The following is a 25,630-nucleotide window of genomic DNA, read 5'->3' as shown; positions in this document are numbered from 1 at the left end:
CTCACCCTGTCCCCCCCCCGCAAGGGGGAGGGACGTTGGGGCAAGTGCCTACTACATTGCGTCCTTGAAGATCTGGATGACCTGCTCGAGGGTCGCTTTGCGCGGGTTGGTGAACTGGCAAGCGTCCTTCTTTGCGTTCTCTGCCATGATGGCCAGGTCCTCTTCCTTGACATTGAGGGCCTTGAGGCCGGTCGGGATGCCGATGGAAGCGGAGAGGGTGCGGATCCTGTCGATCGCTTTCTGGCCGGCTTCGGTCACGGAGAGGCCGTCGACGTTCTCGCCCAGAGCCTTGGCGATGTCAGCGAAACGCTTCGGGCAGGCGATCAGGTTGTACTGGCTGACGGCCGGCAGCAGGATGGCGTTGCAGACGCCGTGCGGCAGGTTGTAGAAGCCGCCCAGCTGGTGAGCCATGGAGTGAACGTAGCCAAGCGACGCGTTGTTGAACGCCATGCCGGCCAGGTACTCGGCGTAAGCCATCCTGTCGCGTGCCTCGAGGTCTTCGCCGTTGGCGACAGCCTTGGAGAGGTACTCGGCGATCAGCTCGATGGCTTTGATGGCACAGGCGTCGGTGATCGGGGTGGCGATGGTGGAGACGTATGCCTCAACCGCGTGGGTCAGGGCGTCCATGCCGGTGGCAGCGGTCAGAGCTGCCGGCTTGCCGACCATGAGCAGCGGGTCGTTGATGGCGATGTTCGGAGTGCAGCGCCAGTCGACGATGGCCATCTTTACGTGGGTGTCGGTGTTGGTGATGATGCAGAAGCGGGTCATTTCGGAAGCGGTACCGGCGGTGGTGTTGATAGCGACGAATGCCGGCATGGATTTGGTGGACTTGTTCACGCCTTCGAAGTCGCGGATGTGGCCGCCGTTGCCGATGACCAGGCCGATGCCCTTACCACAGTCGTGGGAGGAGCCGCCGCCCAGGGAGATGATCGCGTCGCAACCGTTTTCCTGGTATGCCTTCACGCCGTCGTGCACGTTGATGTCGGTCGGGTTCGGCTCGGCGCCGTCGAAGATGACAGCTTTAACGCCGGCAGCTTCCACCTGCTCCTTGATCTTGTCGGCAACGCCCATGGCCGAGAGGCCTTTGTCGGTGACGATCAGCGCCTTGGATGCGCCCAGTGCCTTGACCTGCTCGCCGGTTTCCTTAGCGGAACCAACGCCCATCAGCGATACCGTCGGAATGAAGAAACCGTAAGTCTGCTCTCCTAATGCCATTTTCATTTCCCCCTGTTGTTTTTCCGGGATGACCCGGTTCTTTTTGTTTTTAAGAAGGTGGTGCGGTGTTGCATACACTTTCCTAAAACGGTTTTCTACACTATCGCAAGGGGCGTACCAGAATTTGCCGTAAACACAATTTTTCGGGATACTGAATAATATTCACAGGATACCGTATACTTAACGATCGCTCTGTTTACCTCCCGGCTAGCCCCCTCCAAAGTTGCGTCCTCAAATCGAACAGTTGCGACGTTCCACAATGGAACATTTGCTCTTTTGTGGAACGGCCGTTTTGATCCGCCGACCAGGCTCGCACTCCCCGCCCGCGTGTTGAATTCAAAAAGACAAAAATCGGTTCGTTTCCCATGTATTCACCAGCTTAGTTCCTCCCTCATTAGCGCCGGATCCCGCTTTTTGCTCCGAATCGGGACAATTGGTATCGATATTGCCTTTGTATACGGCGAGGCGTGTTTCCGGAGGGAGTAAGGCATGGCACTGATCGATACCTACGGCAGGCGGATCAACTACTTAAGACTCTCGGTCACCGACCGCTGCAACATGCGCTGCTGTTACTGCATGCCGGCACAGGGGGTGGCGAAGCTCGAGCATAAAGAGATGCTGAGCTACGAAGAGCTCTATCGCGTCTCCGCTGCCTGCGTGGCACAGGGGATAGAGAAGATAAGGGTGACCGGCGGGGAACCGCTGGTGCGCAGGGGGCTGGTCGATTTCCTGGGGCGCCTGTCGGCGCTGCCGGGGTTGAAGGAACTGGTGCTGACCACCAACGGGCTGCTGCTCGAGGAGCTGGCCCGCCCGCTTAAAGAGGCCGGGGTGGCAAGGCTCAACATCAGCCTCGACTCCTTGCAGCCGGAAACCTTCGCCAGGATCACCCGGGGCGCCGACCTGAACCGGGTGCTGGCCGGGATCGAAGCGGCGGAGCAGGCGGGGTTCGGCCCGCTCAAGATCAACATGGTGGTGATGCGCGGCGTGAACGACCAGGAGATCCTGGACTTCGCGGCGCTCACCCTGGAAAAGCCGTTCACGGTCCGTTTCATAGAGTACATGCCGACCTTGAAGGACGAGGGGTGGGGTGCCCAGAGCATGCCGGGAAGCGAGATCCTCGCAGCCATCGGCGAGCGCTATCCGCTCCTGCCGCTGGTCAGCTCGGAGATGGCGGGACCGGCGAGGAACTACAAGATACAGGGGGCGTCGGGCGCCATCGGGATCATCACCCCGGTCTCCGGCCACTTCTGCGAGAGCTGCAACCGGATCAGGATCACGGCGACCGGCCGGGTGCGCGGCTGCCTCTTCTCGGACCAGGGGACGGAGCTTAAGCCGCTGCTGGCCTCCGGGGACCCCGAAGCGCTTGAGCAGACCCTGCGTCGCATCGTGACCCAGAAGCCGGGAAGGCACCATATCGCGGAAGAAGGGGCCGAGCAGTCAGTGGTGAACATGTCGAGGATCGGCGGGTAAAGGCAGGGGCTAGGGACTAGGGGCCAGGGACTAGCGAAAAAACGGGGTACAGGGGACTGGCTCCGCAGGTGCCTGTCCCCCTGACTACCCGGCTCACATGGAGGAAGCTATGAGCGCATCGGTAGTGGCGGTCAACATAAGCCGCAACAAGGGCGAGAGAAAGAAGGCGGCGCCGGAGGTGCACCTGCGGGAGAACTTCGGCATCATCGGTGACGGTCACGCGGGGGATTGGCATCGCCAGGTGAGCCTCCTCGCCCAGGAGAGCATCGACAAGATGGTGCAACTGGGGCTTTCGGTGGGCGCCGGGGACTTCGCGGAAAACATCACCACGCGGGGGATCGACCTGATGCACCTCCCGATCGGCGCGCGGCTCGGCATCGGGCCGGTGGTGCTGGAGATCTCCCAGATCGGGAAGGTCTGCCACACCCGCTGCGCCATCTACTACCAGGCCGGCGACTGCGTCATGCCCAAGGAAGGTGTCTTTGCCACGGTGGTAAGCGGCGGGGTGGTGCGCCCCGACGACAAGATCGAGCTGCTTTAAGCGCAGCATATTTTCAGGATGTCTAAAGAAGGGGAGAAGTCATGAAGGACAGAAGCCAGAAAAAAGTGAACATCATCTCGATCCGTATGAGCGACGACGAGCGGGACGCAATCCAGAAGCTGATGGACAAGAGGGGGAAGAAGGCTTCCTTCATCATGCGCGAGGCGTTCGCTCTGTTCCGTGAGCAGTGGGAACTTTCCCGGCGGATGGAGGCGTAAGCCGCCAGCCACCAGTGCCTCGCGCCGAACTGCCACCGGAACCCTGATGGACCCGGCGGACGCAATGGACCTGGTGGAGCCGATGAACTGTGGCTGAAAGTCGGTGGAAGCTTTTCGGTCAATGTTTGTTTGTGAAGGAGAGGAGTTCGCATGTACGTAGTTGCTTGCATCAAACAGGTGCCGGATACGACCCAGGTGCAGATTGACCCGGTCACCAACACGCTGGTGCGCGATGGCATTCCCTTCATCGTCAACCCTTACGACACCCATGCCCTCGAGGAAAGCCTGCGCATGAAGGCCCGCTACGGTTTCAAGGCCGCCGCTCTCTCGATGGGGCCGCCCAACACCGAGGCGACGCTGAGAAAGGCGCTGGCTTTGGGCGTCGACGAGGCGATCCTCTGCTCGGACCGGGCCTTCGGCGGGGCGGACACCCTTTCAACCAGCAACGTGCTGGCCGCGGCGATCAGGAAGCTGGCCCAGGAGGACGAGGTGGGGATCGTGTTCTGCGGCAAGCAGACCATCGACGGCGACACGGCCCAGGTGGGCCCGGGTATCGCCATACGCCTCGGGTTCTCGCAGCTCACGCTGGTGGACCGGATCGAGCACCTGGACTTCCTGTCCAAGAAAATAAGGGTCCGGCGCAAGCTGGAAGGGCGCTACGAGATCGTGGAGGCGAAGCTCCCGGCCATGATCACCGTGGTGCGCGAGCTGAATCGCCCGCGCTACCCGACAGTCCCCATGCGGCTCAAGGCGGCCAAGGCCGAGGTGAAGGTCTGGGACAACAACGAACTCAAGCTGGACCCGAACAGCGTCGGCCTGAAGGGGTCTCCCACCTGGGTGAGCAGGATCTTCTCGCCGCAGCGTGCCGCGGGCGAGATCATCGGCGACGGCATGGGCGACCCGGCGGGGACCGCCCGGTTGCTGCTGGAGAAGCTGGTGGCGAGCGACATGCTGGCGGTGTAATCGCCAGGCCGACCGGAGCAGGAGCTCCCCCCCAAAAAACCTCCCCATCGGGGAAGGGTACGAGGACCTGTCGGCGCTGTGTAATTTATTAACGAGAGGACTGAGCTGATGGCTGAAGCCAAAACCAAACTGAAGAAGCCGCGGGGCAAGGTTCGCCTGATCGAGGGGAAGTGCATCGCCTGCGGCGCGCGCTGCCAGAGCAGCTGTCCGGTGGACGGCATCCAGATGAGCGAGGGGGGCGAGCCGCAGATCGAGCTCTCCAAGTGCATCGGCTGCCTGAAGTGCGTGAAGGCATGCCCGGGGTCGGCCCTGGAGATCTTCTACTCCCCCGAGGAACTGGAGATCCTGGCGCAGCTCGCCGGGCAGCAGGAGCTGGCCGAAGAGGATGCGGACCCGGAGGAGCTGGCGCGCCGCGAGCTGGTGGCGGCCTACCGCGGGGTCTGGGTCTTCGTGGAGCAGACCGAGGGGGAGGCGGCCCGCGTTTCCTGGGAGCTCATGGGCAAGGGCAAGGAACTCGCCGCCAAGCTGGGGGTCGAGCTCTGCGCGGTGGTCATGGGGGACCAGGTGGAGCACCTGTGCCACGAGTCCTTCAGCTACGGCGCGGACAAGGCCTACCTCATGGACCAGCCGGTGCTCAAGCACTACCGCACCTACCCGTACCTGGACGCCCTGTGCCACCTGATCGACAAGTTCAAGCCGGAGATCGTCCTCATGGGCGCGACCGGCATGGGACGCGACCTGGCCGGCGCCGTGGCGACCCGGGTCAAGACCGGCCTCACCGCCGACTGCACCGGCCTGGACATCGACGCCAAGCGCAACCTCATGCAGACCCGCCCGGCCTTCGGCGGCAACATCATGGCGACCATCATGTGCGACCGCTTCCGTCCCCAGATGGCGACGGTGCGCTCCCACGTGATGCCGATGCCGGCGCAGATGCCGGGTCGCAGCGGCAAGATCGTACCGGCCACCCTCCCTATCTCCGAGGCGGACATCTTCACCAAGGTGCTCGAGGTGATCCGCGACAAGAAGGCGGGTGACGTCGACATCGCCGGCGCGGAGTTCATCGTCTCGGGGGGGCGCGGCATGATGGCCAAGGAGAACTTCGCCATCCTGCAGGAGCTGGCCGACGAGTTGGGGGGCGTGGTAGGCGCCTCGCGCAGCGCAGTCGACGCGGGATGGATGCCGGGCGACCGCCAGGTCGGGCAGACCGGGAAGACGGTGCGCCCCAAGATCTACATCGCCTGCGGCATCTCCGGCGCGATTCAGCACCTGGTGGGTATGCAGGACTCCGACCTGATCGTCGCCATCAACCGCGACAAGGAAGCCCCCATCTTCGAGGTGGCCAATTACGGCATCGTGGGCGACCTGTTCGACGTGGTCCCGGCCCTTGTCGCCGCCCTGCGCGAGATGAAGGCGAGCAAGGGGAGCGTCGAGGTCAAGGACAGCAAAGCGGCGTAGCGGACGGCTTCTCCCGTCGCAGCCGGCTTACAGGAACTCTCCCTCGCCCTTCGGGCCTCCGCCCGCCGTAGGGTTTCGACCCGCAAAGCGGGAGAGGGGAGGGGTGAGGGGACCGCTTGCCGTGGTAATGCGTCGACGTGGGGTTGAGGCATCCCCCTCACCCTGACCCTCTCCCACCTCCGGACGGCGCGCTACGGTGGGCGAGCCCGGGGGGCGAGGGCTGAGTGGACCTCGGGAGAATGGAGCAAGCGACCGCCACCGCTTACCATCACACTTACAAGGACACGCATATGCAACCTGATCCTGTCATCTTCACACCGCTTCTGGCCGCAGCCTGCGCGATCTTCGCCTGGAGCTGCTACCGCCGTTTCAGCCTCGTCGCCGTCGGCGCCGCCGAAGACCGTTTCTCGAGCCTCCCGGAAAGGCTGCAGGGGATGTTCGAGTTCGCCTTCCTCCAGAAGAGGGTGGTGAGCCGTCCCTTCGGCGTCAACCATCTCTTCATCTTCTGGTCGTTCCTGATCCTGGCCGTTGCCAACACGGAGTTCCTGGTGGCGGGGGTATTTCCTGCGGCCAGGCTTTCGGCAGTTCTGCCGCAGGCGCTCTACCTGCCGCTGGTCTTCGTGTTCGACATGGTCTCGCTCTGCGCCCTTACCGCCGTGGCGATCGCGCTGGTGAGGAGGGCGGTGGCGCCTCCCTACGAGGGAGCCCGCACTGGCGAGGCCTTCGGCATCCTCTCCATGATCGGCACGCTGATGCTCGCCTACTTCGGGCTCCACGCGGCGGAGATCGCCCTGGGCGCGGAAGGCTCCGCCCAGTCCATGCCGGTCTCCCTGGCGCTCTCCTCGCTTCTTTCGGGGGAGGGGGGTGAGACGCTGAAGAGTGTGGCCCAGGTTTCCTGGTGGCTGCACGCAGGCGTGCTCCTGTTCTTCCTGAACTACCTTCCCTACAGCAAGCACATGCACATCCTGGCCGCGATCCCCAACTGCTTCTTCAAGGGGCTCGATGCCCCCAACACGCAACCGCGCGAGGAGTTCGTCGAGGGGAACGTGTACGGCGCCGGGAGCATCGACCGCTTCACCTGGAAGGATCTCTTCGACTCCTTCTCCTGCACCGAGTGCGGCCGCTGCGAGAAATCCTGCCCGGCCGCCAGCACCGGCAAGCCGCTCAACCCGCGGCTGGTGATGCACGACATCAAGGTGAACCTTCTGGCCAACGGCGATCTGTTGCAGCGCGGCGGCGAGCCCACCGTGCCGGTGATCGGCGACGCCGAGGGGAGCATCAAGCCCGACGCTCTCTGGTCCTGCACCAGCTGCGGCGCCTGCCTGGCGGCCTGCCCGGTCTTCATCGAGCAGATGCCCAAGATCACCAAGATGCGCCGGCACCTGGTGCAGATGGAAGCCGATTTCCCGGAAGAGCTCCTGAACCTCTTCGAGAACATGGAGCAGCGCTCGAACCCGTGGGGGATCGCCCCCGGCGAGCGCGGCAAGTGGGCCGGCGGCCGCGACGTGCAGCAGTTCGAGGCGGGCAAGACCGAGTACCTCTACTTCGTGGGGTGCGCGGGATCCTTCGACTCGCGCAGCAAGCAGGTTACCCTCGCCATGACCCGGATCATGGAGGCGGCCGGTGTCTCCTTCGGCATCCTCGGCAAGGAGGAGAAGTGCTGCGGCGACAGCCTGCGCCGGCTGGGGAACGAGTACCTCTTCGACAAGATGGCCAGGGAGAACGTGGCGCAGTTCCAGGAAAAGGGTGTGACCAAGGTGGTCACCCAATGCCCCCACTGCTTCACGACGCTCAAGAACGATTACCGGCAGTACGGGCTGGAGCTGGAGGTGATCCCGCACGCCGAGTTCATCGAGTCGCTTCTGGCCCAGGGGAAACTGAAGCTCGACCACCACGAGAAGAAGGGTGGCAACATCGTTTTTCACGATTCCTGCTACCTCGGCCGCCACAACGGGGTCTACGAGGCGCCCCGCACGGTGATCGCGCAGGCCACCGGGAGCGCGCCGGCCGAGATGGAGAGAAACCGCGAGAATTCCTTCTGCTGCGGGGCCGGCGGCGGTCGCATGTGGATGGAGGAGCATCTCGGCGAGAGGATCAACCTGAACCGGGTCAACGAGGCGCTGGCGGGCAAGCCGAGCACCATCTGCACCACCTGCCCCTACTGCATGACCATGATGGAAGACGGCCTGAAGGATCGCTCCAACGGCGGCACCAACGTGAAGGACATCGCGGAGCTGGTGGCCGAGGGGCTTAAAGCCTAAGGAAAAATCCTGGGTTAGGGATAAGCAGGGGCTAGGGGGGCGGGCTGGAACAAAAACAGCGACAACCGGCTCCACACGAACTCTTCGCCTCCCGGGAACGGCCGGACGGGACGTCTTGATTGGGGCGGCACCTCCCCGGTCCGGTCGTCTCCCGGGGGGCGAGGGGGTAGTCGAACCTCCTCCCGTACCTGGGAAGGCACACACGCGACTAAGACGAGGATCGATAGATGCAGACCAACGCAGCGGCGCTGTCAGAATTCATGCCGGCCAACGAGCCGGCCTTCCGGGAATACCCTTCCAAGCTGTTCGTGGAAACCACCAGCCGCTGCAACCTGAACTGCGTGATGTGCATGAAGCAGAACGGTGACGGCAGCCGGGACAGGGACGGCGACCTCGACCTCGCCACCTTCAGCGAACTGGAACCGGCGCTCCCCAACCTGGAATCGCTGGTCTTGAACGGCGTGGGCGAGCCGCTACTGAACACGCGCCTGGAGCACTTCATAAGCCGCGCCAAGAAGCTCATGCCGGCAGGAAGCTGGATCGGTTTCCAGAGTAACGGGCTGCTTTTGTCGCACCTGCGCGCCGTGTCGCTTCTGAACGCCGGCGTGGACCGGATCTGCCTCTCGATGGACGGTGTCGACGCCAACACCTTCAGCTCCATCCGCTCGGGGAGCCAGCTGGTCGACCTGGAGCACGCCCTCAACGCCCTGGGCGCCGCCAAGACCGCCTGCCGCCGTCCCGACATGGAGATCGGCGTCGAGTTCGTGGTGATGCGCGACAACCTGGGGCAGCTTCCCGCGGCGCTCTCCTGGGCGGCCGAGTTCGGCGTCAGCTTCGCGCTGGTCTCCCACCTGCACCCCTTCGACGAACCGCACCTGCAGCAGTGCAGCTACGACATCTGCACCGACGAGGCGATCACCCTGTTCCAGAGCTGGAAGAGCAAGGCCGACCTAAAGGGGGTCGATATCCGCCGTTATTTCGAGGTTCTCTGGAATTACCGCAAGACCGACAAGGACAGGCAGATCATCGATTTCGTGGCGGCCATGAAGTCCGATGCCCAGCAGCGGGGGATCACGCTGGACCTGAAGAGGCTTTTTACGCTGGATATGCCGAAGATCCACCACAGCCAGGATATCTTCGAGGAGGCGGCGCAAGTTGCGCGCAGGACCGGGATCGACCTGCGGCTGCCGGAGATAGCCCGGCGCGAGAAGCGCGGCTGCAGCTTCATAGAGAAGGGGAGCGCCTTCATATCCTGGGACGGCGGCATGCACCCCTGCTACCACCTGTGGCACCACTGCAGTTCCTACGCCAACGGCTGGCAGCACCCGGTGCACCCCTGGGTGTTCGGCAACGTGAAGGAACGCGGCGTGATGGAGATCTGGAACAGCCCCAGGTTCCGCGGCTACCGCGAGAACGTCGTGCGTCACGACTACCCTTCCTGCGCCGAGTGCAACACCTCCCCCTGCGACCTGGTGCAGGCAGAGCGTTTCGACCAGGATTGCTACGTCAACACCGAGCCCTGCGGCAGCTGCCTCTGGAGTTCCGGCGTGTTCAGGTGCCTGGACTGACGTTTCTCAGGATCTCCCTCAGTTCCGAGAGCTTGTAGGGTTTCTGGATGAACCCGGCGACCTCCTTGCCCAGGAATTTCTGTTTCAGCTCGACCTCGCTGAAGCCGCTTGACATGACGACCTTCACGCCGGGGGCGATCTTTTTCAGTTCGTTCAGGCACTGGTCGCCGTCCATGTTGGGCATGGTCAGGTCCAGGATGACCAACCGGATGTCGGGGGTGGCCTGGTACGCCTCGAGCGCTTCCTTACCGTCGTTGGCCGTTATCGGGGAAAAGCCCAGTTCTTTGAGCATCTCCGACCCGATGTTGCGCACGGTCTCCTCGTCGTCGACCAGAAGGACGTTCCCGGCCCCTTGCCACGGCACGGAAGCGGTGGGCTGGGGCCTTGCGGGCTCTGCCCGCTGGTCGCTGGCCGGTATGAGCACCTTGATGGTGGTCCCGAGGTCGGGCTCGCTGTAAACCACGATGGCCCCCTTGTGCCCCCTGACAATCCCCAGGACTGCCGCCATCCCCAGGCCGCGACCGGTGAACTTGGTGGTGAAGAAGGGATCGAACAGCTTGGCCAGGGTGTCGTCATCCATGCCGCAGCCCGTGTCCGTTATCTCGAAATATACGTAGAGCCCCTCCGGAAGTTCCTCGTTTTGCCACACGTTCCTCAGGTAGCTGCGGTCGCACTCGATGCTGCCGGTTTTCACCGAGATGGTCCCGTTTCTTTCCCCGATGGCTTCGGATGCGTTGATGACCAGGTTCATGATGACCTGGCGGATCTGTGTCGTATCGGCTTCGATATGAGGAAGCGACTCGGCGAGATCGAATTGCAGCACCGCCTTCTTCGAGATGGAAACCTCGAGCATGTGCAGCATCTCCTGCAGGAGGCGGTTCAAGTCGAGATGTTCGATGATGAACTTGCCTTTGCCGGAGTAGGCCAGCATCTGGGCCGCCAGGTCGGCGGCGCGGGCCGAGGCCTGCTCTATGCTGCGCAGGTTGCCTATGGCCGGCGACTCCTTGTTGGTCCGCATGAGGGCAAGTTCGGCGTTGCCCATGATGGCCATGAGGATGTTGTTGAAATCATGGGCGATCCCTCCGGCCAGCACCCCAAGGCTTTCCAGCTTCTGGGAATGCAGGAGCTGTTTCTCCAGCTGCTGCTGTTCTTCGACCATGCGCCTGCGCTCGGTGACGTCGCGGGCCAGCATTATGAAGCCGGTGCAGGGGGTCCCCATCGCGGTGACCGAAAGTTCGAACCACATCTCCCCCTGCGGCAAGGCGAGGGAATATACGGCCCCTCTGTGAGAGCCGTTTTTCTCCGCCTCCGCCAAGGCCGCCATGATGATCCGGGCCGGTTCTTCCGGCAGTATGTCCGGGATGCTCCTCCCCATGAACTGCTCCGGCGGGAGGTAAAGGAGGTTCATGGCCGATGAGTGGAACTCCTTTATCACCCCGTCCCGGTCGGTCCGGAACATGAGGTCCGGCATCGAGTTCAGGATGGCTTCCTGAGACTCCTGGGCGAGACGCACGCTCGCCTCGGCGCGCTTGAGCTCGGCGATGTCGCCCTCCAGCCGCTGCGCCATCAGGTTGAAACTTCTGCAAACCGTTTCGATTTCGCCGACCGAGGAGGAGGTCACCCTGGCCGCCATGTTCCCCGCCGTGAGCTGGTCGGCGACCCGGGCCAGTTCGCTGACCGGGCGCAGCACCAGCCGGTTCGCGGCAACGTTCAGGGCGATGGCGAGGGTGAGCGACATGAAGAGCATTCCCACCAGGATGATGGCGGTCTGCCGCAGCAGTTGCGCCTGAATGTTGTGCTTGCTGAGCCCGATCCGCACCGCCCCCTGCACCGATGAATCGACCATGATCGTTTGGGACAACTCCACGACGTCCAGGTCCTTTTTCAGTGCCGCGATGATGGTGCCGATGGGAGCGTCGGGGGGGAGCCTGTCCAGGTAGGGCTTGAGCTTGGCGCGTGAGCTGTTCAGGCTGGCGATTGCGGTGGTGAGGGCGTTTCCCTGTTCGTCCTCGATCACGGTGTAGATGATCTCGTCGTCGTGCAGTTCGGCGACCAGGGCATCCAGCTGCAGGGTGTCTTTCAGGATGAGCGCGTCGGTGCAGACCGACGAGACATACCTCGCGAGCCCTCTCCCCTTGTTCTCAAGCGAGCGCTCCAGCTTGTTCTTCTGGGCGGCGAACAGGGTTGCCGCCACGGCCACTGAAAAAACGAGGATGATGCTGAAGGAAAGGAGGAAAAACCTTCGCCGCAGACTCAGATTGTTGATCTGCCACCACCCCATGAATACCTGCCTTCCCCTGGCGGCGCCCCCTGCGGTTTCCGAAGCGGGCTCCCTTGTGGGCGGATACCTACTTGATGTTCATCCTGAGCCACTTCTCCATCTCGCGAACCGAGTCGTAGTCGGCATCCCTGGGGACGATGAACCTGTCGATCTTGATGGCCGAGAGAATCGCTTTCCCCTCCGGGTCCTTATGCATGTTCAGGAAGATGTCCCTGACGCGCGCCTTCAAGGCGGGGTCGATGTCCTTGCGGGTGACGATGGGAGGGATGCCGTAGCGGGGTGACCTCGCGATGATCTTGGTCTGGCTGGTGAAACGCGGGTCCTTGCTGGCGGCGTAGTTGTAGATCAGGCTGTCCACGCTGGCGCCGTCGACGATTTTCTTCGCTACGGCTTCGATGGCCTTGTCGTGGGTCTTGGTATAGATGATCCTGCCGAAAAACTTCTCGGGGGGGAGGTTGAATCTCTTGCCGATCATGTAGGTGGGGACGATCTTGCCGGTGTTCGATTTGGGGTCGGTGAAGGCGAAGCTCTTTCCTTTGAGCTGCGCCAGGTCGGTGACGTTGCTGCTTTTGTGCGCGATGATGTAGGCGTAGTAAAAGGGCTCCCCGTACGATTGCGGCGCCACGAGGAGCTCGACGCCGAACTTCTCCTTGTCCATCACGTAAGGCCCCGAGCAGACGAAGGCCATTTTCAGCTCGCCTTTTTCCAGCAGCCTGTCCGTCTCGTCGTAATTTTGCTTTTGCACCATCTCGACCGGTCGTCCCAGTCGCTTGCCCACGTATTCGATGATCTGCCGGTAGTATTTCACCGTTTCCTGCGGCGAGATCATGGCCGCGACGCCGAACTTCAGCGGTTCGGCTGACGATGCTGTAACGTCAGCAACGCAAAGAGTAGAGATAAGAGCAGCTAGGACTGCGGCCAGCTTCATCGCGTACCTCCTGCAAATTCCGATTGTTTCTGATGCAGATCTGTATGCCCTGGAAAGTCAAAAGGACTTTTTTATGACAGAGTCACGAATCATTGACACAGTTTAACACCGCGGGCAGAGTAATCAAACCGGTGCACTGCCATTATTACAGATCCCCGGTCATCTCCTGCAACAGGTACAGCTTGGGATTCACCTTGCGCACGCAGTCGATCACCTCGCGCAGCATCGTCTCGTCCAGCCCGCACTCCTCGTCGATCCCCTGGAAATAGGGGTACCCCTTGGGGAGCGGGGTGAGCGCGCCGTCGCGCAAGAGCATCACGTCGACCAGCTCGTTGATCCTTCCCTCGGCTTCCCACGGGTCGCGGTAGTTGAACTGGCGCGCCACCACGTGCAGTCCCATTCCGTTCTCGAAAATCGCCTTCACCTCGAAGGAGAATTCCCTGGGGGCGCTGTAGTTCTCGCTGCGCCCGGAGCGCACCATGACCTGGGCGCCCGCCTCCCTCAGGATCTCTCCGACCGATTCGGCGGTCATCGGCACCGGCGTCGTTTCTTCCATATCCGTCACACCTCCAGTCTCAGTTCGATGCCCCACGGGGCCGGTTTCTCCCCCTCCGCGGTCAGGACCCACAGGGTCGGGAGCTCCATCTGCTCCGGTACCGGGCCGATGCCGTCGGTGAGGTAGATCACCGCGGCGGGGAGGGGATGCATGGTCTTCGCGTACTCGAAGACGGGGCGCAGGTCGGTGAAGCCGCCGCCGTCGTAGCGCTCCGGCACGAAGGCGCTCCCCTTGAACGCCTCCACCTGCTGGATCCTGCTGTTGGCGTAGAGCACGGTGATGGCGGCGTCGCGGCCGCGGGCGATCTGCAGCAGCTCCGTGGCGAACGCCTCCCTGAGCTCGACGATGTCGGTGGAGTCGCTCACGTCGATGCCGACCAGGAGCGTCAGGCGGTGCCGCTTGCGCGAACCGGGGGTGTCGTGCTCGAAGCGGCGGTGCTCGCGCATCCAGGTGCTCTTCCTGCCGATCCTCCCCGCGGTGGCGACGAACTGCCGGAGCACCTGGCGCCAGGGGATGGGGGAGGGGCGCAGGATCGCCTCCACCACCCCCCTCACCTCGGCCGGGGCCTCGCCGTCGCTGCCGCGCAGGCTCTCCCGGGTCACCGCGCGCAGCATCTCCTCGGCCAGCGGCAGCGGCGTGCTGTCGGCGTCGCTCCAGATGGCGTGATCGTCCAGCGTCGAGGCCCCAGCGGGATCCCTGCCCGCCCCCGAGGCCCCCTCGACCTCCTGCGCCTCGTCGCCGAAACCGCTTCCCGAGAGGTTGCCGACGTCGAAGGGGCGCACCAGCAGCCGGTAGTACTCCTCGGCGGCGAGGCCGTCGGGAAGGTCGAACTGGTTCGGGTAGATCGCGTCTTCGGGGAGTCCCGGGGTGTCCGGGTTGATGGCCAAGTCGCAGCAGAGGTCCCAGTCGTGCGAGTTCCTCCCCTTGCCGCGCAGCATGTGCAGGTGCAGAAGGTGCTTCACCAGGTGCTCGAGCAGCGCCTGCTGCTGGGTTGCGCTGAGGAGGGAGAAGGGGGCGGGATCGACGGCGAGCGTCGGGGTGCCGTTGCGGATGGTGACCCCGGCGGCCTTCCCGTTGAGCGGGCGTTCCTCGCGGCGCAGGTTGAGCAGGAAGTGGCCGTAGAAGGGGCGCTCCTTCAAAAGCCGCACCACGGCGTTTTGCAGCGTGCCGGGTGACACCGGTTACCCCGCCTGTTCGCTGATCGCCTGCATGGCGTCGAAGATGACGGCGTCGTGCTTGTCCTTCACCAGCAAAAGCGCGACCGCGGGGATCTTCAGCAGCGACTTCACGAAGCCGAAACGGAGGTCGCGCGGCAAAACGGCGATGTACGAGACCAGGTTTTCCTCCTGTTCTTCGCTTAGCCCGTCGGAGACCTGGAGCAGTGCGGAGAGGTCGTTGATGGTGGCCGCCTGCACGTCGTCGCGCTGCGCCTCGGCCCGCCCGGCCACGCCCGCCCAGTCGTTTAGCACCTCGTCCGCCGTCACCGGCCTTCCCTTGCGGTCGGAAAGCCAGCGCATGAAGGCGATGGCGGCCTCCTTGCCGACGATCCCGGAGTAGACCTCCATCTCCAGTTCGGCCGGGAAGCGGCAGTTCTTCTTGAGCACGCTCACCATCTCCCAGGCGCGCTCGCTCGGCTCCACCTGCATATCCATCGGCATCCCCTGCTTGGCGAGGAAGCCGTGGTTTCCCGCGAGGAACTGGCGCACCTCGCCGGCGAACTCCCGCCTCTGGGCGTAGCGTGCCCAGCACTGGTAGTCGGTCTCCACGAAGAGCATCACCATGCGGTCGATGAGCGCGCGGTCAAGGGTCGCCACCTGGTAGCTCCCGTCGGGAGGGTTGATGCTGACCACCACCTTGTGGCGGCGCGAAAGGGTATGGGTGTGGATGGCGCGCAGCATCCCCTCGCCGGGGGGCTCGACGAACTGGAAGATGGCCTGCAGGGTGTCCTCCTGCTGGGCCCGGTTCAGCTCGTCGCAGTGGATCACGGTCGGGAGCTCCTCGTCCCCCGGCAGCCACGACGGGCGCGACCACTGCATCACGTCGCCGCTTCGAAACGGGATGCCGACCAGGTCGCCCACTTCCATCTGCCCCAGGCGCAGCGAGACGTAGCGCCGGTCCAGCTCGCGGCAGGCCTGGAGGATCCCCGCACTCTTGCCCACCCCGCGGTGTCCCACCACACAGGGGGTGAGGTCGGTCTTGGAGAGGATCTCCTTCACCACGATCTTCATCTGTTCCACGTTCATGGCTTTGCCACCTTCCTGCATCTGAAGTTCGAGCCGAAACGATATCTTACACAGATTCATGAGAAGGTGGAAGGGGAAATTGGCAGCCCGGTTGGACGAAGTTAATTTTGTTGGTAGTATTACGGCTGTTGTCAAAACCAGCGGACGGAGGAGACGGTATGGGACACAAAGAGTGCTGCGAAGGAGGGTGCATGGTGAAGCTCGTGGTGGGGGGACTGATCGGAGCCGGGCTCGCGCTGTTACTCGCTCCCCAGGCCGGCAAGAAGACGCGGAAGTACCTCGCTTCCCTGGCCGAAGACGTCGGGGGCAAGGCCAACGATGCGGTGAGCGACTTCGCGGAGACGATTTCGGACTTCGTGGAGCGTGCCAGCGACCGCGCCGCGGATTTCCTGAAGGAGAAGGAAAGCCTGACCAAGGAATCCAAGAAGATGTTGCTGACGGCGCTGGAAAAGGCACAGGAGAAACTGGAAGAGCAGAGGAAAAGGCTTGAGGATAGCATCTAGCGGGGTCTTCACAATCAAACAACAGGAGGTATCACCATGGCAAAAGAACCCTGGGTCGACCAAGACGTCTGCATCAGCTGTGGTCTTTGCACCGACAACGTACCGGAAGTGTTCCGGTTTGCCGACAACGGCAAGGCAGAGGCCTATGACCCGGCCGGCGCTTCCGAGGACGAGATCCAACGTGACGCCATCGACGTCTGCCCGGTGAGCTGCATTCATTGGCGCTGATGCCCCGATAGCAAAGGACGCAGCCAAAAGGCCGCACCCCCAAGGGGTGCGGCCTTTTTAGTTACCCCTCACCCCGACTCCGTGGGGAGAGGGGATGCTGCGGACCTGCTTCTCGGGCGCTTGTCGTTGTCCATTGTCCATCGTCAATCGTCAATTGCATCCGCGTCTTCGAACCTGGTCCCCTTGCGGCACCAGCGGCCGCCGCTCACGATCGAGGAGAGGGCGCCTTCGCGCTCGACCGTGTCGGCGCGGACCGAAAGGTAGACGTGGATGGGAATGAAGGCGAGGAAGATCCACATGATCAGCTGGTGGGCCAGGCGCAGATACTGCACCCCGACCAGGTTGTCGAACCGGACCAGGTAACCGAAGAACCAGTTGTCGGGGGAGTAGAGCGCGTACAGGGCGAACCCGGTGAAAAGCGCCAGCAGCCCGACCCCGAAGATGGCGGTGTAGGCGACCTGCTGCAGCGGGTTGTGACCGATGTAGTGCGGGGGACGATCGAAGCGGCAGAAGAGGTAGTTCTGCGCCACCTGGAGCAGGTTCTTCAGGTCGCGCAGCCGCACCGGGAACAGGGCGTACCAGCGCTGGAACCGGTTGGAGGCGAGGAAGAGCCCGGCGATGCGCAGGATGGCGGCGCACAGAAGGAGCCACCCCGCCACGAAGTGGGTCAGCCGCAACCAGCTCAGATAGTTGGAGTAGCCGTCGGTCACCCCGTAGACGAACCGGCTGCTCCCCATCAGCAGGCCGGTCAGGGAGAGGATGACGATCAACAACACGGACAGCCAGTGCAGCACGCGCAGCTGCCAGTCCCACACCGGGACGTAGTAGAAATCCCGAGGCTCCTCGCTGCGCCGGCTCTTCTGCCTGGTGGCCCGCACCGGGATGTAGCCGAGGAATTCCCACCGCTCTGTGCCGTCGGCGGCAATGCTCCCTCTCCCAACGCCAAGCGCGCGGAAGCCGTGCGTCATCTGCATCTCCGCCTGGAGCTCCGCGCGGTAGCGGGTCGCCTCGTCCGGGTGGCAGAGGTAGAGGATGGTGTCCACCTCGCCGCGGGCGATGAGCGCCTCCTCGCCGGAATCCACCCGCCGCACCCGGGCCACGCTCCGGGCCAGTTGCGGCTCCAGCGGGGTGAAGCCGGCCTGCTCGTAGTGACGCAGGTCCTCCTTCTTGGAGGCGGCGCTCAAAAGCGCCAGGTCGACCGGGTCCGCGGTCCCGAAGGGAGCCCCAAGGGCTGCGGCGATGAGCAGGTCGCGCCGCTTCCTCCCGGCAAAGGGGACCGGGTCACCAAGCTCGATGCGGATTTCGGATTCCGGTATCTGGTAGAGGCTCATTGCACCTTTACCTCCACGCCGCCGCCACCGGGTACCAGAAGGTGCACGGCGCAGGACTCGCACGGGTCGAAAGAGTGGATGGTGCGCAGCACCTCGATGGGGCGCTTGGGGTCGGAGAGCGGGTGCTTGCCGTCGCCGGCCAGGGCCTGCTCGAAGGGCCCCATCTGGCCGCCGGGGTCGCGGCCGGAGCTGTTCCAGGTGCTGGGGACCACTGCCTGGTAGCGCGAGATGCGCCCGTTTTCGATCTCGATCCAGTGCGACAGGGTGCCGCGGGCCGCCTCCATGAAACCCGTTCCCTGGGCCTGGCGGGGCCAGCTCGAGGGCTCCCAGAGTTCCGGGTTGAAGGTGGCCACGTCACCGGACCGGATCCTCTCGTTCAACTGGGCGAACCACTGGTCCATGCGCCGGGCCAGGAGCACCGACTCCAGCGCCCGGCAGTAGGTCCGTCCCAGGGTGGAATTGAGCGCGGCGACGCCGCCGCCGAGCCTGGCGAGCCCCTCGCCGGCGAGCCCGACCGTCTCGGCGTGTCCCTGCGCGCAGGCGACCATGATGCGGGCGTTTGGTCCCACCTGCACGGCGCGCCCATCGTAGCGCGGCGCCTTGCACCAGGTGTACTTGGGGTGGTCGGAGAGCTCTTTGAAGGGGGGCTTCGGGCCGGTGTAGTTCGGCTCGGTGCGCCCCTGCCAGGGATGGAGCCCCTGCCGGTCCCCCTCGGGCTGGCTGTACCAGGCCGAGGAGATGAACTCGGCGATCTTCTTGGGATCGAAGGGGTGGGGCGTGCCGTAATCGCCGTCCAAGACCAGCCCGGCCGGGACCACCCCTCCCGCCGGGGCGCCCGAGCAGGAGTAGGCGCTCTCCCCGGTGGCGAGGAGGGTGGGGGAGGAGACGCCGATGGCCGCGTACTCCGGGTAGAAGGAGGCGATGGCGAGGACGTCCGGGTAGTAGACCTCGAGCACGAAGCGCCTGGCCTGGTCGATCATCCCGGCGATCTCGTCCAGGCGCACCCGGTTGATGGCGATCTGGTTGTCGAGGTTGATGGAACAGGCCATGCCCCCCACCAGGTAGTTCGGGTGCGGGTTCTTGCCGGCGAAGATGGTGTGCAGGCGGATGATCTCGCGTTGCCAGGAGAGCGCCTCCAGGTAATGGGCGAGCGCCATCAGGTTCGCCTCGGCGGGGAGGCGGTAGGCGGGGTGTCCCCAGTACCCCCCTGCGAAGATGCCGAGCCCCCCGCCGGCCGAATCAGCCACCCGCTTTTGCACCTCCCGGAACCAGGTTGCCGAGTTGTTGGGCCAGGGGGAGAGCGAGGCTGCCAGGCGGGAGGTGGCGGCGGGGTCGGCCTTGAGCGCGCTCATCACGTCGACCCAGTCCAGGGCGTGCAGGTGGTAGAAGTGCATCACGTGGTCCTGCAGGGTGGCCATCCCGGAGACCAGGCTGCGGATCAGTTCCGCGCAGGGGGGGATCTTGCACTTGATGGCGTCCTCGACGGCGCGGACCGACGCGATGGCGTGCACGCCGGTGCAGACGCCGCAGATGCGCTGCGCGAAGGCCCAGGCGTCGCGCGGGTCGCGCCCCTGCAACACCCTTTCGATCCCCCTGAACTGGGTCGCGCAGGCCCAGGCGTTGCCGATCCTCCCCCCCTCGCTCTCCAGCTCGATGCGCAGGTGCCCCTCGATTCGGGTGATGGGATCGATGACGATACGCTCGCGGGCCATCGCGACCTCCTTTTGGTGTTCAAAACCAAAGACGCCGAATATCAGCTCTAAAAGCTGTTACGCCCTTTTGTCTCCCTCTTCTTCCGTCTTCTCCTTGTCCCCGAGTACCGCGAGCGGCAGGGTCTCCGGCTGGGCTTTCTTCGCCCTCTTCTTCGCGATCACGGTGGCGGCCGAATGGACCATCACGCCGCCCACCGAGGCGACCACGGCGGCGGCGCCGATGGTGTTGGCGGTTGCCTCGACCCCCAGGCCGGGGACCACGAAACCGGGGAGCCTGCGGTAGAAGGGGGTCATCCGGTCGTAGAAGTGGCGCTCGGTGCAGCCCAGGCAGGGATGTCCCGCCTTGATCGGGAAGCTCTGTCCCAGGTTCCACTCAAGCGTCGCGCAGGGGGCGAAGGTGGCGGGACCTTTGCACCCGAGGCGGTACAGGCAGTGTCCCCGACGGGCGTTCTCGTCGTCGAAGCGCTCGGCGAACTGCCCGGCATCGAAGCTGGCCCGGCGCGGGCACTTGTCGTGGATCCTCTGGCCGTAGGCGAAGAGCGGGCGCCCCATGCCGTCCAGGGGCGGGGGGTGTCCGTAGGCGAGGTAGTAGGTGAGGGTGGCGGTGATGGTTTCGGCGATGGGGGGACAGCCGCTGATGTTGACCACGGGGCGGTCGGTGATGACGTCTGAGACTCCGACGGCGCCGGTGAGGTTGGGGGAGGCGGCCTGGACGCAACCGTACTCGGCGCAGGCGCCCACGGCCATGATGGCGTCAGCCTTCTGCGCCGCGCGGCGCAGGATATTGGCGGCCGAATCGCCGCCGATGGTGCAGCAGGCCCCGTCGTATCCCAGGGGAACCGACCCGTTCACCAGGAGCAGGTGCGGCTTCGCAGCCGCCTCACGCAGGACCTCTTCGGCGGCGCTTCCCGAAGGGGCCATCAGCAGTTCGTTGTAATCCAGGGAGACCTGTTCCAGGACCAGCCGGTCGATGGGGCTGCTCCCCGAGCGGAGCAGGCTCTCCAGGCAGCCGGTGCATTCCTGCAACTGCAGGTAGATGACGCTTGGGCGTCTGGCACCCGAGAGCCTCTGCGCCATCTCCTCGGCCAGGGCATGGGAGCCCCCCGGGAGCGCCGCGGCGGCGGCGAAGCACGCCGCCATCCTGCCGCAAAAGGTGAGAAACTCGCGCCTGCTGACGCCGCGCCGCGACAGAAACTCCTCGAAGGTCTCGCCGCGCGACCAACCGCCTTCCACGGGATCTTTCATATCCGTTCTCCAACTCCGCTTCCTTCCCGCTGGGGAAGGCAGGTGCGAGAACCGCCAGGGCCGATGGGAGTGCCGTCGAATGTTCCAATGAACACGAGGAAAAGATTAACGCTATAAAAAACGATGTCAATTAGAGGTTTGGCCGGTTCCCCGGCCGGAACTCCTTAAAAGGTGTGGGGACTTTTTTTTCGCACTCTCGACGCTATACTTCTCTGATTGAAAATTTCTAATAAAAGAGGCGCGTCCGGCATCCCGACGCGAGCCTTTAATGGGAGAGGTGGCCGAGATGGGAAAGGGTAGGGTACTGGTCGCCCGGGTGATCGCCCCGGCTGTCGTATGCTTTGTGGTGCAGGTGCTGCTTTGGCTGCCGCTGCAGGCGTGGGGAGAGGATGCCGCGGTCTCGATGCCGGCCTATTGCAGCGTCCCCCCCTTGCCCGGCCTGGGCATCAAGCCGAACCTGCTCCTTTTGATCGACAACTCCGCCAGCATGTACGATCTCGCCTACACCGACCCCGGCACCTTCTGCCTGGATGACAGCTTCGATCCTGCCCACAACTACCCCGGCTATTTCCAGCAGGACAAGCTCTACCGCTACGTCGTCGCCAGCGACAGCTTCGCCGTCGCCACCGGCACCGGCATCGACGGGAGCAGCTGCAACCTGGCCGGCACCACCTTTTTCTGCGTCAACGTGGATGCCAAGAAGAAGGCGGACCGCTTCCTCGCCACCGGTAAGTTCCTGAACTGGCTCGCCATGAGCAAGCTGGACCTGGAAAAGCTGGCCCTCACCGGGGGGAAGTACGACCCGGCCACCGGCAGGCTTCAGGCGGAGTCGCGCGGCTGCCAGGGGAAACGGTACGTGAAGATAGTCAACGACGGCAACGGCGTGCCGCTTCCGGTGACCTTCGGGGTGCGCGGACCGATCCCCTCCGAGTCGGGGTACGTTTCCCAGTCCAGCCACGGCGGCCCGACCCGGATCGACATCTACCCGGCCAGGTACAACAAGGACGACTGCCTCGCGGCGGTGCGGAAATGGCAGGAGGGCGCCGGCGCGACCGACCTCGCCGATTCCGCCGGCAGGTGCCTGGGGCCGCTGTACGACGCCAACAACGTGCCGACGCCGGGCAAGATCTTCACCCAGGCCCTGAGCCTTTGTTACTCCCATCGGGCGGGGGCCCCGATCCTTCCCGGCGAAGTGACCCTGCTGCAGGCGGACTGCGCGACCCGCTACCTGAAGGTGTACGGATCCAACCTCATGAAGATCGTCAAGAACACCGGCGACGACGTCTGCGCCAGGGGGATCTTCCACGACCTGCGGAACCACGAGGGGATCACTTTCAGCTTCGGGTACCTGGGGCAGTGCTACAAGATGGGTACCGGCGGCTGGCTCCCGCAGTGCGCGCCCTACGTGATCGAGGACTTCTGCAGCGACCTCACCGACCCGTGGCTGGCCGACCCGTCGGCCAACGCGAACCAGGCCGGGAGCAGGGCGAGCCTCCCCTCCTTCATCCTCGACGCGGGTATCACGAGCCTCGGCGCCGTGGCGCTGACCGCCCAGGTTCGCCTCGCCCCGGATGCGGCGCCCGCAGGGCTCGTGCAGCAGTTCGCCTCCGACATCAATTTCGGCGCCATGGTATTCAACGACGACGGGGCCGGTTCCGAGTGCGGCGGCGCCATCGGCTGCTTGAGCCACTGCAGTAACGCCAACGACCCCGTGCCACACAGCGAATGCAACTTCAACGTGGACTGCGACGGCGCTATCCCGAACTCCGGCGTCTGCCGCCCGGATCCCCGCAAAGACGGGGGGAGGGTCATCTCCTACCTCAACCTGTCGCCGCTGGGGGATCACTCCAGCGGGCTGGTGGCGGCCATCGACGCCGTCAGGGGGACCTCCTGGACGCCGCTGGCCGAGACCTTCTACGAGGCCATCGGCTATTTCGCCGGCAACCCCTCCTTCAGGTTCCAGCCGGAGGACTACGACACGGCGTACCCGCCGTCGAAGTACGGCTGCCAGAGGAACAACGTCCTCATCCTGAGCGACGGCATGTCCACGGCGGACCGCGCTGCCGCCACGAACGGCTTCGTGGAGGCGGCGGTGGCGAGGTGGGGGGGCGGGGGCGATCCCATGCCCGCGAGCCAGGTCACCGGCTCCGGCACGGCGGCGACGGCCGCCCCGGAAAACGCGGGGAGCTACAACCTGGACGACCTCGCCTGGATCGCACGGCACCGCAACATCATCGACCCGGCTCAGCCCATCGAGCTGCAGAGGCAGTACATCACCACGCACGTGGTCTACACCGGGCCCCCCTGCGGCGACCCCGGGACCGGGACCGGGTACAACGCGGACGGCAGCTGCGCGACCGGCGACGAAGGGGTCCCCGAGAAGATGATGCAGCTCACCGCCGCCAAGGGAGGGGGGAGCATCAAGACGGTGCAGGATCCCGCCGGCTTGCAAAACGCGCTGAAAGGGGTGTTCCAGCAGGTGATCGGCGGCCCAAACGCCGGGACCAGCAGCTCGATACTGGCAACCGGGGAGGGAAACGGCGCCCTGTTCCTGCAGCCCCAGTTCTACCCGAACAAGAGCTTCGACGGGGGGCAGAGCTCGGCCGCCTGGATCGGGGAGCTGCAGGCTCTTTGGTACTACATCGACCCCTTCGTGGGGAGCAGCGGCGCCGCGAGCGGCATCAGGGAGGACACCGACGGCGACAAGACGCTCGACCTGAAGCGGGACCGGGCGGTCCGGTTCGTCTCGGACCCGGCGCTGGGCGAGGCCCGGGCCAGGCTCTACCTGGACGCCGACGGCGACGGGGTCGTCGACCCGGGACAGCCGGCCGGCTACCCGCTGGAGGTGGCGCCCGAGGCGGTGCAGAGCCTTTGGCGCGCCGGGCGGCAGCTCCGGGAGAAGGGGGCTTCGGACCGGACCATCTACACGCAGACCGACGGCGCCTCCCTGGTTCCCTTCCTGGACGGCTCGGTGGCGGGAAACCGGCAGTTGCTGCTGGCCCGGGACCAGGCCGAGGCGGAGCAGATCGTCGCCTTCGTGCGGGGGATCGACGACAGTGAAGGGAGGAGCGGGGCGCCCACGAGGGACCGCAGCGTGGCGGCCTACGGCGGCAGCGGCAAGAAGGTCTGGAAGCTCGGGGACATCGTCTCCTCCGCGCCGGTGCTGCAGACCTCGGTCCCCCTCGGGAGCTACCACCTTCCCCCCCCGCGCGGCTACGGGGACGGCTCCTATCTGCAGTTCATCGACCCCGAGGGGACCTACGCCAACCGGGGCACGGTCTACGTCGGCGCCAACGACGGCATGCTGCACGCCTTCCGGCTGGGGATGCTCAAGGTACGTCCCGGCAGGTCCGAGACCTGGCCGGCAGATCGCAAGGCGGTACTGCTCGGCAGCGGGGTGGGGGAGGAGGAGTGGGCCTTCGTCCCCAAAAACGCGCTCCCCTACCTCCGGTACCTGAAGGAGCCGCTCTACCCGCATCTGTACTTCGTGGACGGCCCCACGGCGCTCGTCGACGCCTGCATAGGCGATCCCGAGCGCTGCAGCCGCGACGACTACTGGAACTGCCTCAGGGAGGGCGGGGGGAGCTGGCGTACCGTCCTGATCGGGGGGATGGGGCTGGGAGGGGCGAGCAGGCCGGCAGGGGCCTCCTGCAGCGACCAGGGGAGCTCCGCCACCTGCGTCAAGGCCCCGGCGGCGGGCGTTGGGGGGCTCTCCAGCTATTTCGCCCTGGACGTGACCGGGCAGGGGGGGGACGGCAGCGGCACGCCGCGGCTCCTCTGGGAGTTTTCCCACCCGGAGCTCGGTTTCGCGACCTCCGGCGCGGCGGTCCTGCGCATCAAGGCGCGCACCCTGAAAGGAACCGACCTGGTCCACGACCCCGACAAGAACGGGCGCTGGTTCGCCGTCTTCGCCTCGGGCCCAACCGGTGCGGTCGAGAGGGAGAGCCGGAGCTTCACCGGCACCTCGGACCAGAACCTGAAGCTCTTCGTGGTCGACCTGAACGCCGTACCGCCGCTCACCCAGGGGCGCAACTTCTGGGTCATCGACACCGGCATAGCCAACGCCTTCGGCGGCAGCATGGCGGGCGCGGGGATCGATGCCGACAAGTGGGACAGCTCCCCCGCCAAGGTAGGGCAGTACGAGGACGATGCCCTCTACCTGGGCTACACCCGGCTCGCCGCGGGAGGGGGGTGGACCGGAGGGGTGCTGCGCCTTTTCACCGGGCATGACCCGGACCCGGGCAACTGGAAGACAAGCCGGGTGATCGACGACGTGGGGCCGGTGACCGGTGCGGTGGCCAAGCTCCAGGACCGCCAGTACAAGAGGCTCTGGCTCTACTTCGGGGGGGGGAGGTACTTCAACACCCAGGACGACCTCTACCCGCAGCGCGCGCTCTACGGCGTGAGCGAGCCCTGCTACGCCGGCGACAACACCCTGCGGGGGGACTGCAGCACCCCCACCCTCAAGCCGTCCGACCTCAACGACGTAAGCGACGTCGCCAACGCCGTTCTCCCCCGGAACCAGGGGAGCGGCTACCAGGGGTGGCGCATCCTCCTCGACCCCGCCTCCGGCGCCCTCGGGAGCGAGCGCGTCGTGGACAGCCCCGCCTCGGTCACCGGCGGCGCCGTCTTCTTCCCGACCTTCAAGCCCCCCCTGGACCCCTGCCTGGAGGGGGTCTCCTACCTGTGGGGGGTGCACTACAGCTCGGGCGCCGGCATCCCCTTAGTCTCGGCCCAGGCCTTGGTCCCGCTCGCCAACGGCAGCAGCGCCGAGATCGACGTGGGGAGCCTCGGCGACCGGGGCAAGCGGCGCAGCGCCCCGCTGCCGGGCAAGGCGCTCAAGCCGCGGCTGGTCACCAACAGCGGCCTGAAGCCTCTGAAAAAGATCATCCACATCCAGGAGCGCTAG

19 protein-coding genes are annotated in these 25,630 nt (G+C 64.9%); 10 read left to right on the top strand and 9 right to left on the bottom strand.

The window, feature by feature from the left end; translation table 11 throughout:
- Window positions 1–51: 51 nt before the first annotated feature.
- The gene (locus KP003_RS12840) at window positions 52–1,215 is read right to left on the bottom strand and encodes an iron-containing alcohol dehydrogenase (protein ID WP_216499393.1); all 1,164 of its coding nucleotides are present in this window, start codon (window positions 1,213–1,215) and stop codon (window positions 52–54) included.
- 489 nt (window positions 1,216–1,704) lie between these two features.
- On the opposite strand from KP003_RS12840, the gene moaA reads away from it, so the two are divergent.
- The 7 genes from moaA to KP003_RS12805 all read left to right on the top strand — a co-directional run bounded on the left by moaA (window position 1,705) and on the right by KP003_RS12805 (window position 9,694).
- Complete coding sequence (gene moaA, locus KP003_RS12835; RefSeq protein ID WP_216499392.1) at window positions 1,705–2,685, top strand: GTP 3',8-cyclase MoaA; 981 nt, start codon at window positions 1,705–1,707, stop codon at window positions 2,683–2,685.
- A 109-nt stretch (window positions 2,686–2,794) separates the two neighbouring features.
- Window positions 2,795–3,226 (top strand): MOSC domain-containing protein, encoded by a 432-nt coding sequence (locus tag KP003_RS12830; RefSeq protein WP_216499391.1) that lies wholly within the window; start codon window positions 2,795–2,797, stop codon window positions 3,224–3,226.
- A 41-nt stretch (window positions 3,227–3,267) separates the two neighbouring features.
- Complete coding sequence (locus tag KP003_RS12825; RefSeq protein WP_216499390.1) at window positions 3,268–3,444, top strand: hypothetical protein; 177 nt, start codon at window positions 3,268–3,270, stop codon at window positions 3,442–3,444.
- A gap of 150 nt (window positions 3,445–3,594) precedes the next feature.
- The gene (locus KP003_RS12820) at window positions 3,595–4,407 is read left to right on the top strand and encodes an electron transfer flavoprotein subunit beta/FixA family protein (RefSeq protein WP_216499389.1); all 813 of its coding nucleotides are present in this window, start codon (window positions 3,595–3,597) and stop codon (window positions 4,405–4,407) included.
- A 108-nt stretch (window positions 4,408–4,515) separates the two neighbouring features.
- Window positions 4,516–5,865 carry an electron transfer flavoprotein subunit alpha gene (locus tag KP003_RS12815; RefSeq protein ID WP_217299649.1) on the top strand — a complete coding sequence of 450 codons (1,350 nt, stop codon included), beginning with the start codon at window positions 4,516–4,518 and terminating at the stop codon, window positions 5,863–5,865.
- Between the two features lie 290 nt (window positions 5,866–6,155).
- Window positions 6,156–8,126 carry a (Fe-S)-binding protein gene (locus tag KP003_RS12810; RefSeq protein WP_216788672.1) on the top strand — a complete coding sequence of 657 codons (1,971 nt, stop codon included), beginning with the start codon at window positions 6,156–6,158 and terminating at the stop codon, window positions 8,124–8,126.
- A gap of 227 nt (window positions 8,127–8,353) precedes the next feature.
- Complete coding sequence (locus KP003_RS12805) at window positions 8,354–9,694, top strand: radical SAM/SPASM family putative metalloenzyme maturase (protein ID WP_216499386.1); 1,341 nt, start codon at window positions 8,354–8,356, stop codon at window positions 9,692–9,694.
- Here KP003_RS12805 and KP003_RS12800 read toward each other — a convergent pair.
- From KP003_RS12800 to KP003_RS12780, 5 genes are all read right to left on the bottom strand, one after another.
- The gene (locus tag KP003_RS12800; protein ID WP_216788670.1) at window positions 9,678–11,975 is read right to left on the bottom strand and encodes a hybrid sensor histidine kinase/response regulator; all 2,298 of its coding nucleotides are present in this window, start codon (window positions 11,973–11,975) and stop codon (window positions 9,678–9,680) included. The genes KP003_RS12805 and KP003_RS12800 overlap by 17 nt on opposite strands.
- Before the next feature lie 67 nt (window positions 11,976–12,042).
- A complete protein-coding gene (locus KP003_RS12795; protein ID WP_216499384.1) occupies window positions 12,043–12,903 on the bottom strand; it encodes a substrate-binding domain-containing protein in 861 nt (286 codons plus the stop codon).
- Between the two features lie 145 nt (window positions 12,904–13,048).
- Window positions 13,049–13,459, bottom strand: a complete 411-nt coding sequence (locus tag KP003_RS12790) for a hypothetical protein (protein ID WP_216499383.1) — start codon at window positions 13,457–13,459, stop codon at window positions 13,049–13,051.
- A 5-nt stretch (window positions 13,460–13,464) separates the two neighbouring features.
- Window positions 13,465–14,637, bottom strand: a complete 1,173-nt coding sequence (locus KP003_RS12785) for a vWA domain-containing protein (RefSeq protein WP_216499382.1) — start codon at window positions 14,635–14,637, stop codon at window positions 13,465–13,467.
- Between the two features lie 3 nt (window positions 14,638–14,640).
- Entirely contained in the window at window positions 14,641–15,702 is a 1,062-nt protein-coding gene (locus tag KP003_RS12780) for a hypothetical protein (protein WP_216788668.1), read from the bottom strand.
- A 158-nt stretch (window positions 15,703–15,860) separates the two neighbouring features.
- On the opposite strand from KP003_RS12780, the gene KP003_RS12775 reads away from it, so the two are divergent.
- Entirely contained in the window at window positions 15,861–16,205 is a 345-nt protein-coding gene (locus tag KP003_RS12775; RefSeq protein WP_216788660.1) for a YtxH domain-containing protein, read from the top strand.
- A 36-nt stretch (window positions 16,206–16,241) separates the two neighbouring features.
- Window positions 16,242–16,433 carry a ferredoxin gene (locus KP003_RS12770; protein WP_216499379.1) on the top strand — a complete coding sequence of 64 codons (192 nt, stop codon included), beginning with the start codon at window positions 16,242–16,244 and terminating at the stop codon, window positions 16,431–16,433.
- Between the two features lie 143 nt (window positions 16,434–16,576).
- On the opposite strand, the gene KP003_RS12765 is transcribed toward KP003_RS12770, so the two are convergent.
- Genes KP003_RS12765 through KP003_RS12755 form a run of 3 tightly spaced genes read right to left on the bottom strand, consistent with a single transcriptional unit; the run spans window position 16,577 to window position 20,721 of the window.
- Entirely contained in the window at window positions 16,577–17,764 is a 1,188-nt protein-coding gene (locus tag KP003_RS12765) for a cytochrome b/b6 domain-containing protein (protein WP_216788658.1), read from the bottom strand.
- Entirely contained in the window at window positions 17,761–19,476 is a 1,716-nt protein-coding gene (locus tag KP003_RS12760; RefSeq protein ID WP_216788656.1) for a nickel-dependent hydrogenase large subunit, read from the bottom strand. Before KP003_RS12760 ends, KP003_RS12765 begins: the two co-directional genes overlap by 4 nt.
- A gap of 57 nt (window positions 19,477–19,533) precedes the next feature.
- Window positions 19,534–20,721, bottom strand: a complete 1,188-nt coding sequence (locus KP003_RS12755; RefSeq protein WP_216788655.1) for a hydrogenase small subunit — start codon at window positions 20,719–20,721, stop codon at window positions 19,534–19,536.
- A 286-nt stretch (window positions 20,722–21,007) separates the two neighbouring features.
- Between KP003_RS12755 and KP003_RS12750 the strand changes: the two genes are divergently transcribed.
- Entirely contained in the window at window positions 21,008–25,630 is a 4,623-nt protein-coding gene (locus KP003_RS12750) for a pilus assembly protein (protein WP_216788653.1), read from the top strand.

Source organism: Geomonas diazotrophica (assembly GCF_019063885.1).
Lineage (GTDB): Bacteria > Desulfobacterota > Desulfuromonadia > Geobacterales > Geobacteraceae > Geomonas > Geomonas diazotrophica.
The sequence above is the reverse complement of the archived record's forward strand: the minus strand, read 5'-3'. Positions and strand labels throughout refer to the sequence as shown.

Coding starts and splice junctions, on each gene's coding strand:
- KP003_RS12840 (WP_216499393.1), bottom strand. CDS start 1,215: ATGGCATTAGGAGAGCAGACTTACGGTTTCTTCATTCCGACGGTATCG.
- moaA (WP_216499392.1), top strand. CDS start 1,705: ATGGCACTGATCGATACCTACGGCAGGCGGATCAACTACTTAAGACTC.
- KP003_RS12830 (WP_216499391.1), top strand. CDS start 2,795: ATGAGCGCATCGGTAGTGGCGGTCAACATAAGCCGCAACAAGGGCGAG.
- KP003_RS12825 (WP_216499390.1), top strand. CDS start 3,268: ATGAAGGACAGAAGCCAGAAAAAAGTGAACATCATCTCGATCCGTATG.
- KP003_RS12820 (WP_216499389.1), top strand. CDS start 3,595: ATGTACGTAGTTGCTTGCATCAAACAGGTGCCGGATACGACCCAGGTG.
- KP003_RS12815 (WP_217299649.1), top strand. CDS start 4,516: ATGGCTGAAGCCAAAACCAAACTGAAGAAGCCGCGGGGCAAGGTTCGC.
- KP003_RS12810 (WP_216788672.1), top strand. CDS start 6,156: ATGCAACCTGATCCTGTCATCTTCACACCGCTTCTGGCCGCAGCCTGC.
- KP003_RS12805 (WP_216499386.1), top strand. CDS start 8,354: ATGCAGACCAACGCAGCGGCGCTGTCAGAATTCATGCCGGCCAACGAG.
- KP003_RS12800 (WP_216788670.1), bottom strand. CDS start 11,975: ATGGGGTGGTGGCAGATCAACAATCTGAGTCTGCGGCGAAGGTTTTTC.
- KP003_RS12795 (WP_216499384.1), bottom strand. CDS start 12,903: ATGAAGCTGGCCGCAGTCCTAGCTGCTCTTATCTCTACTCTTTGCGTT.
- KP003_RS12790 (WP_216499383.1), bottom strand. CDS start 13,459: ATGGAAGAAACGACGCCGGTGCCGATGACCGCCGAATCGGTCGGAGAG.
- KP003_RS12780 (WP_216788668.1), bottom strand. CDS start 15,702: ATGAACGTGGAACAGATGAAGATCGTGGTGAAGGAGATCCTCTCCAAG.
- KP003_RS12775 (WP_216788660.1), top strand. CDS start 15,861: ATGGGACACAAAGAGTGCTGCGAAGGAGGGTGCATGGTGAAGCTCGTG.
- KP003_RS12770 (WP_216499379.1), top strand. CDS start 16,242: ATGGCAAAAGAACCCTGGGTCGACCAAGACGTCTGCATCAGCTGTGGT.
- KP003_RS12765 (WP_216788658.1), bottom strand. CDS start 17,764: ATGAGCCTCTACCAGATACCGGAATCCGAAATCCGCATCGAGCTTGGT.
- KP003_RS12760 (WP_216788656.1), bottom strand. CDS start 19,476: ATGGCCCGCGAGCGTATCGTCATCGATCCCATCACCCGAATCGAGGGG.
- KP003_RS12755 (WP_216788655.1), bottom strand. CDS start 20,721: ATGAAAGATCCCGTGGAAGGCGGTTGGTCGCGCGGCGAGACCTTCGAG.
- KP003_RS12750 (WP_216788653.1), top strand. CDS start 21,008: ATGGGAAAGGGTAGGGTACTGGTCGCCCGGGTGATCGCCCCGGCTGTC.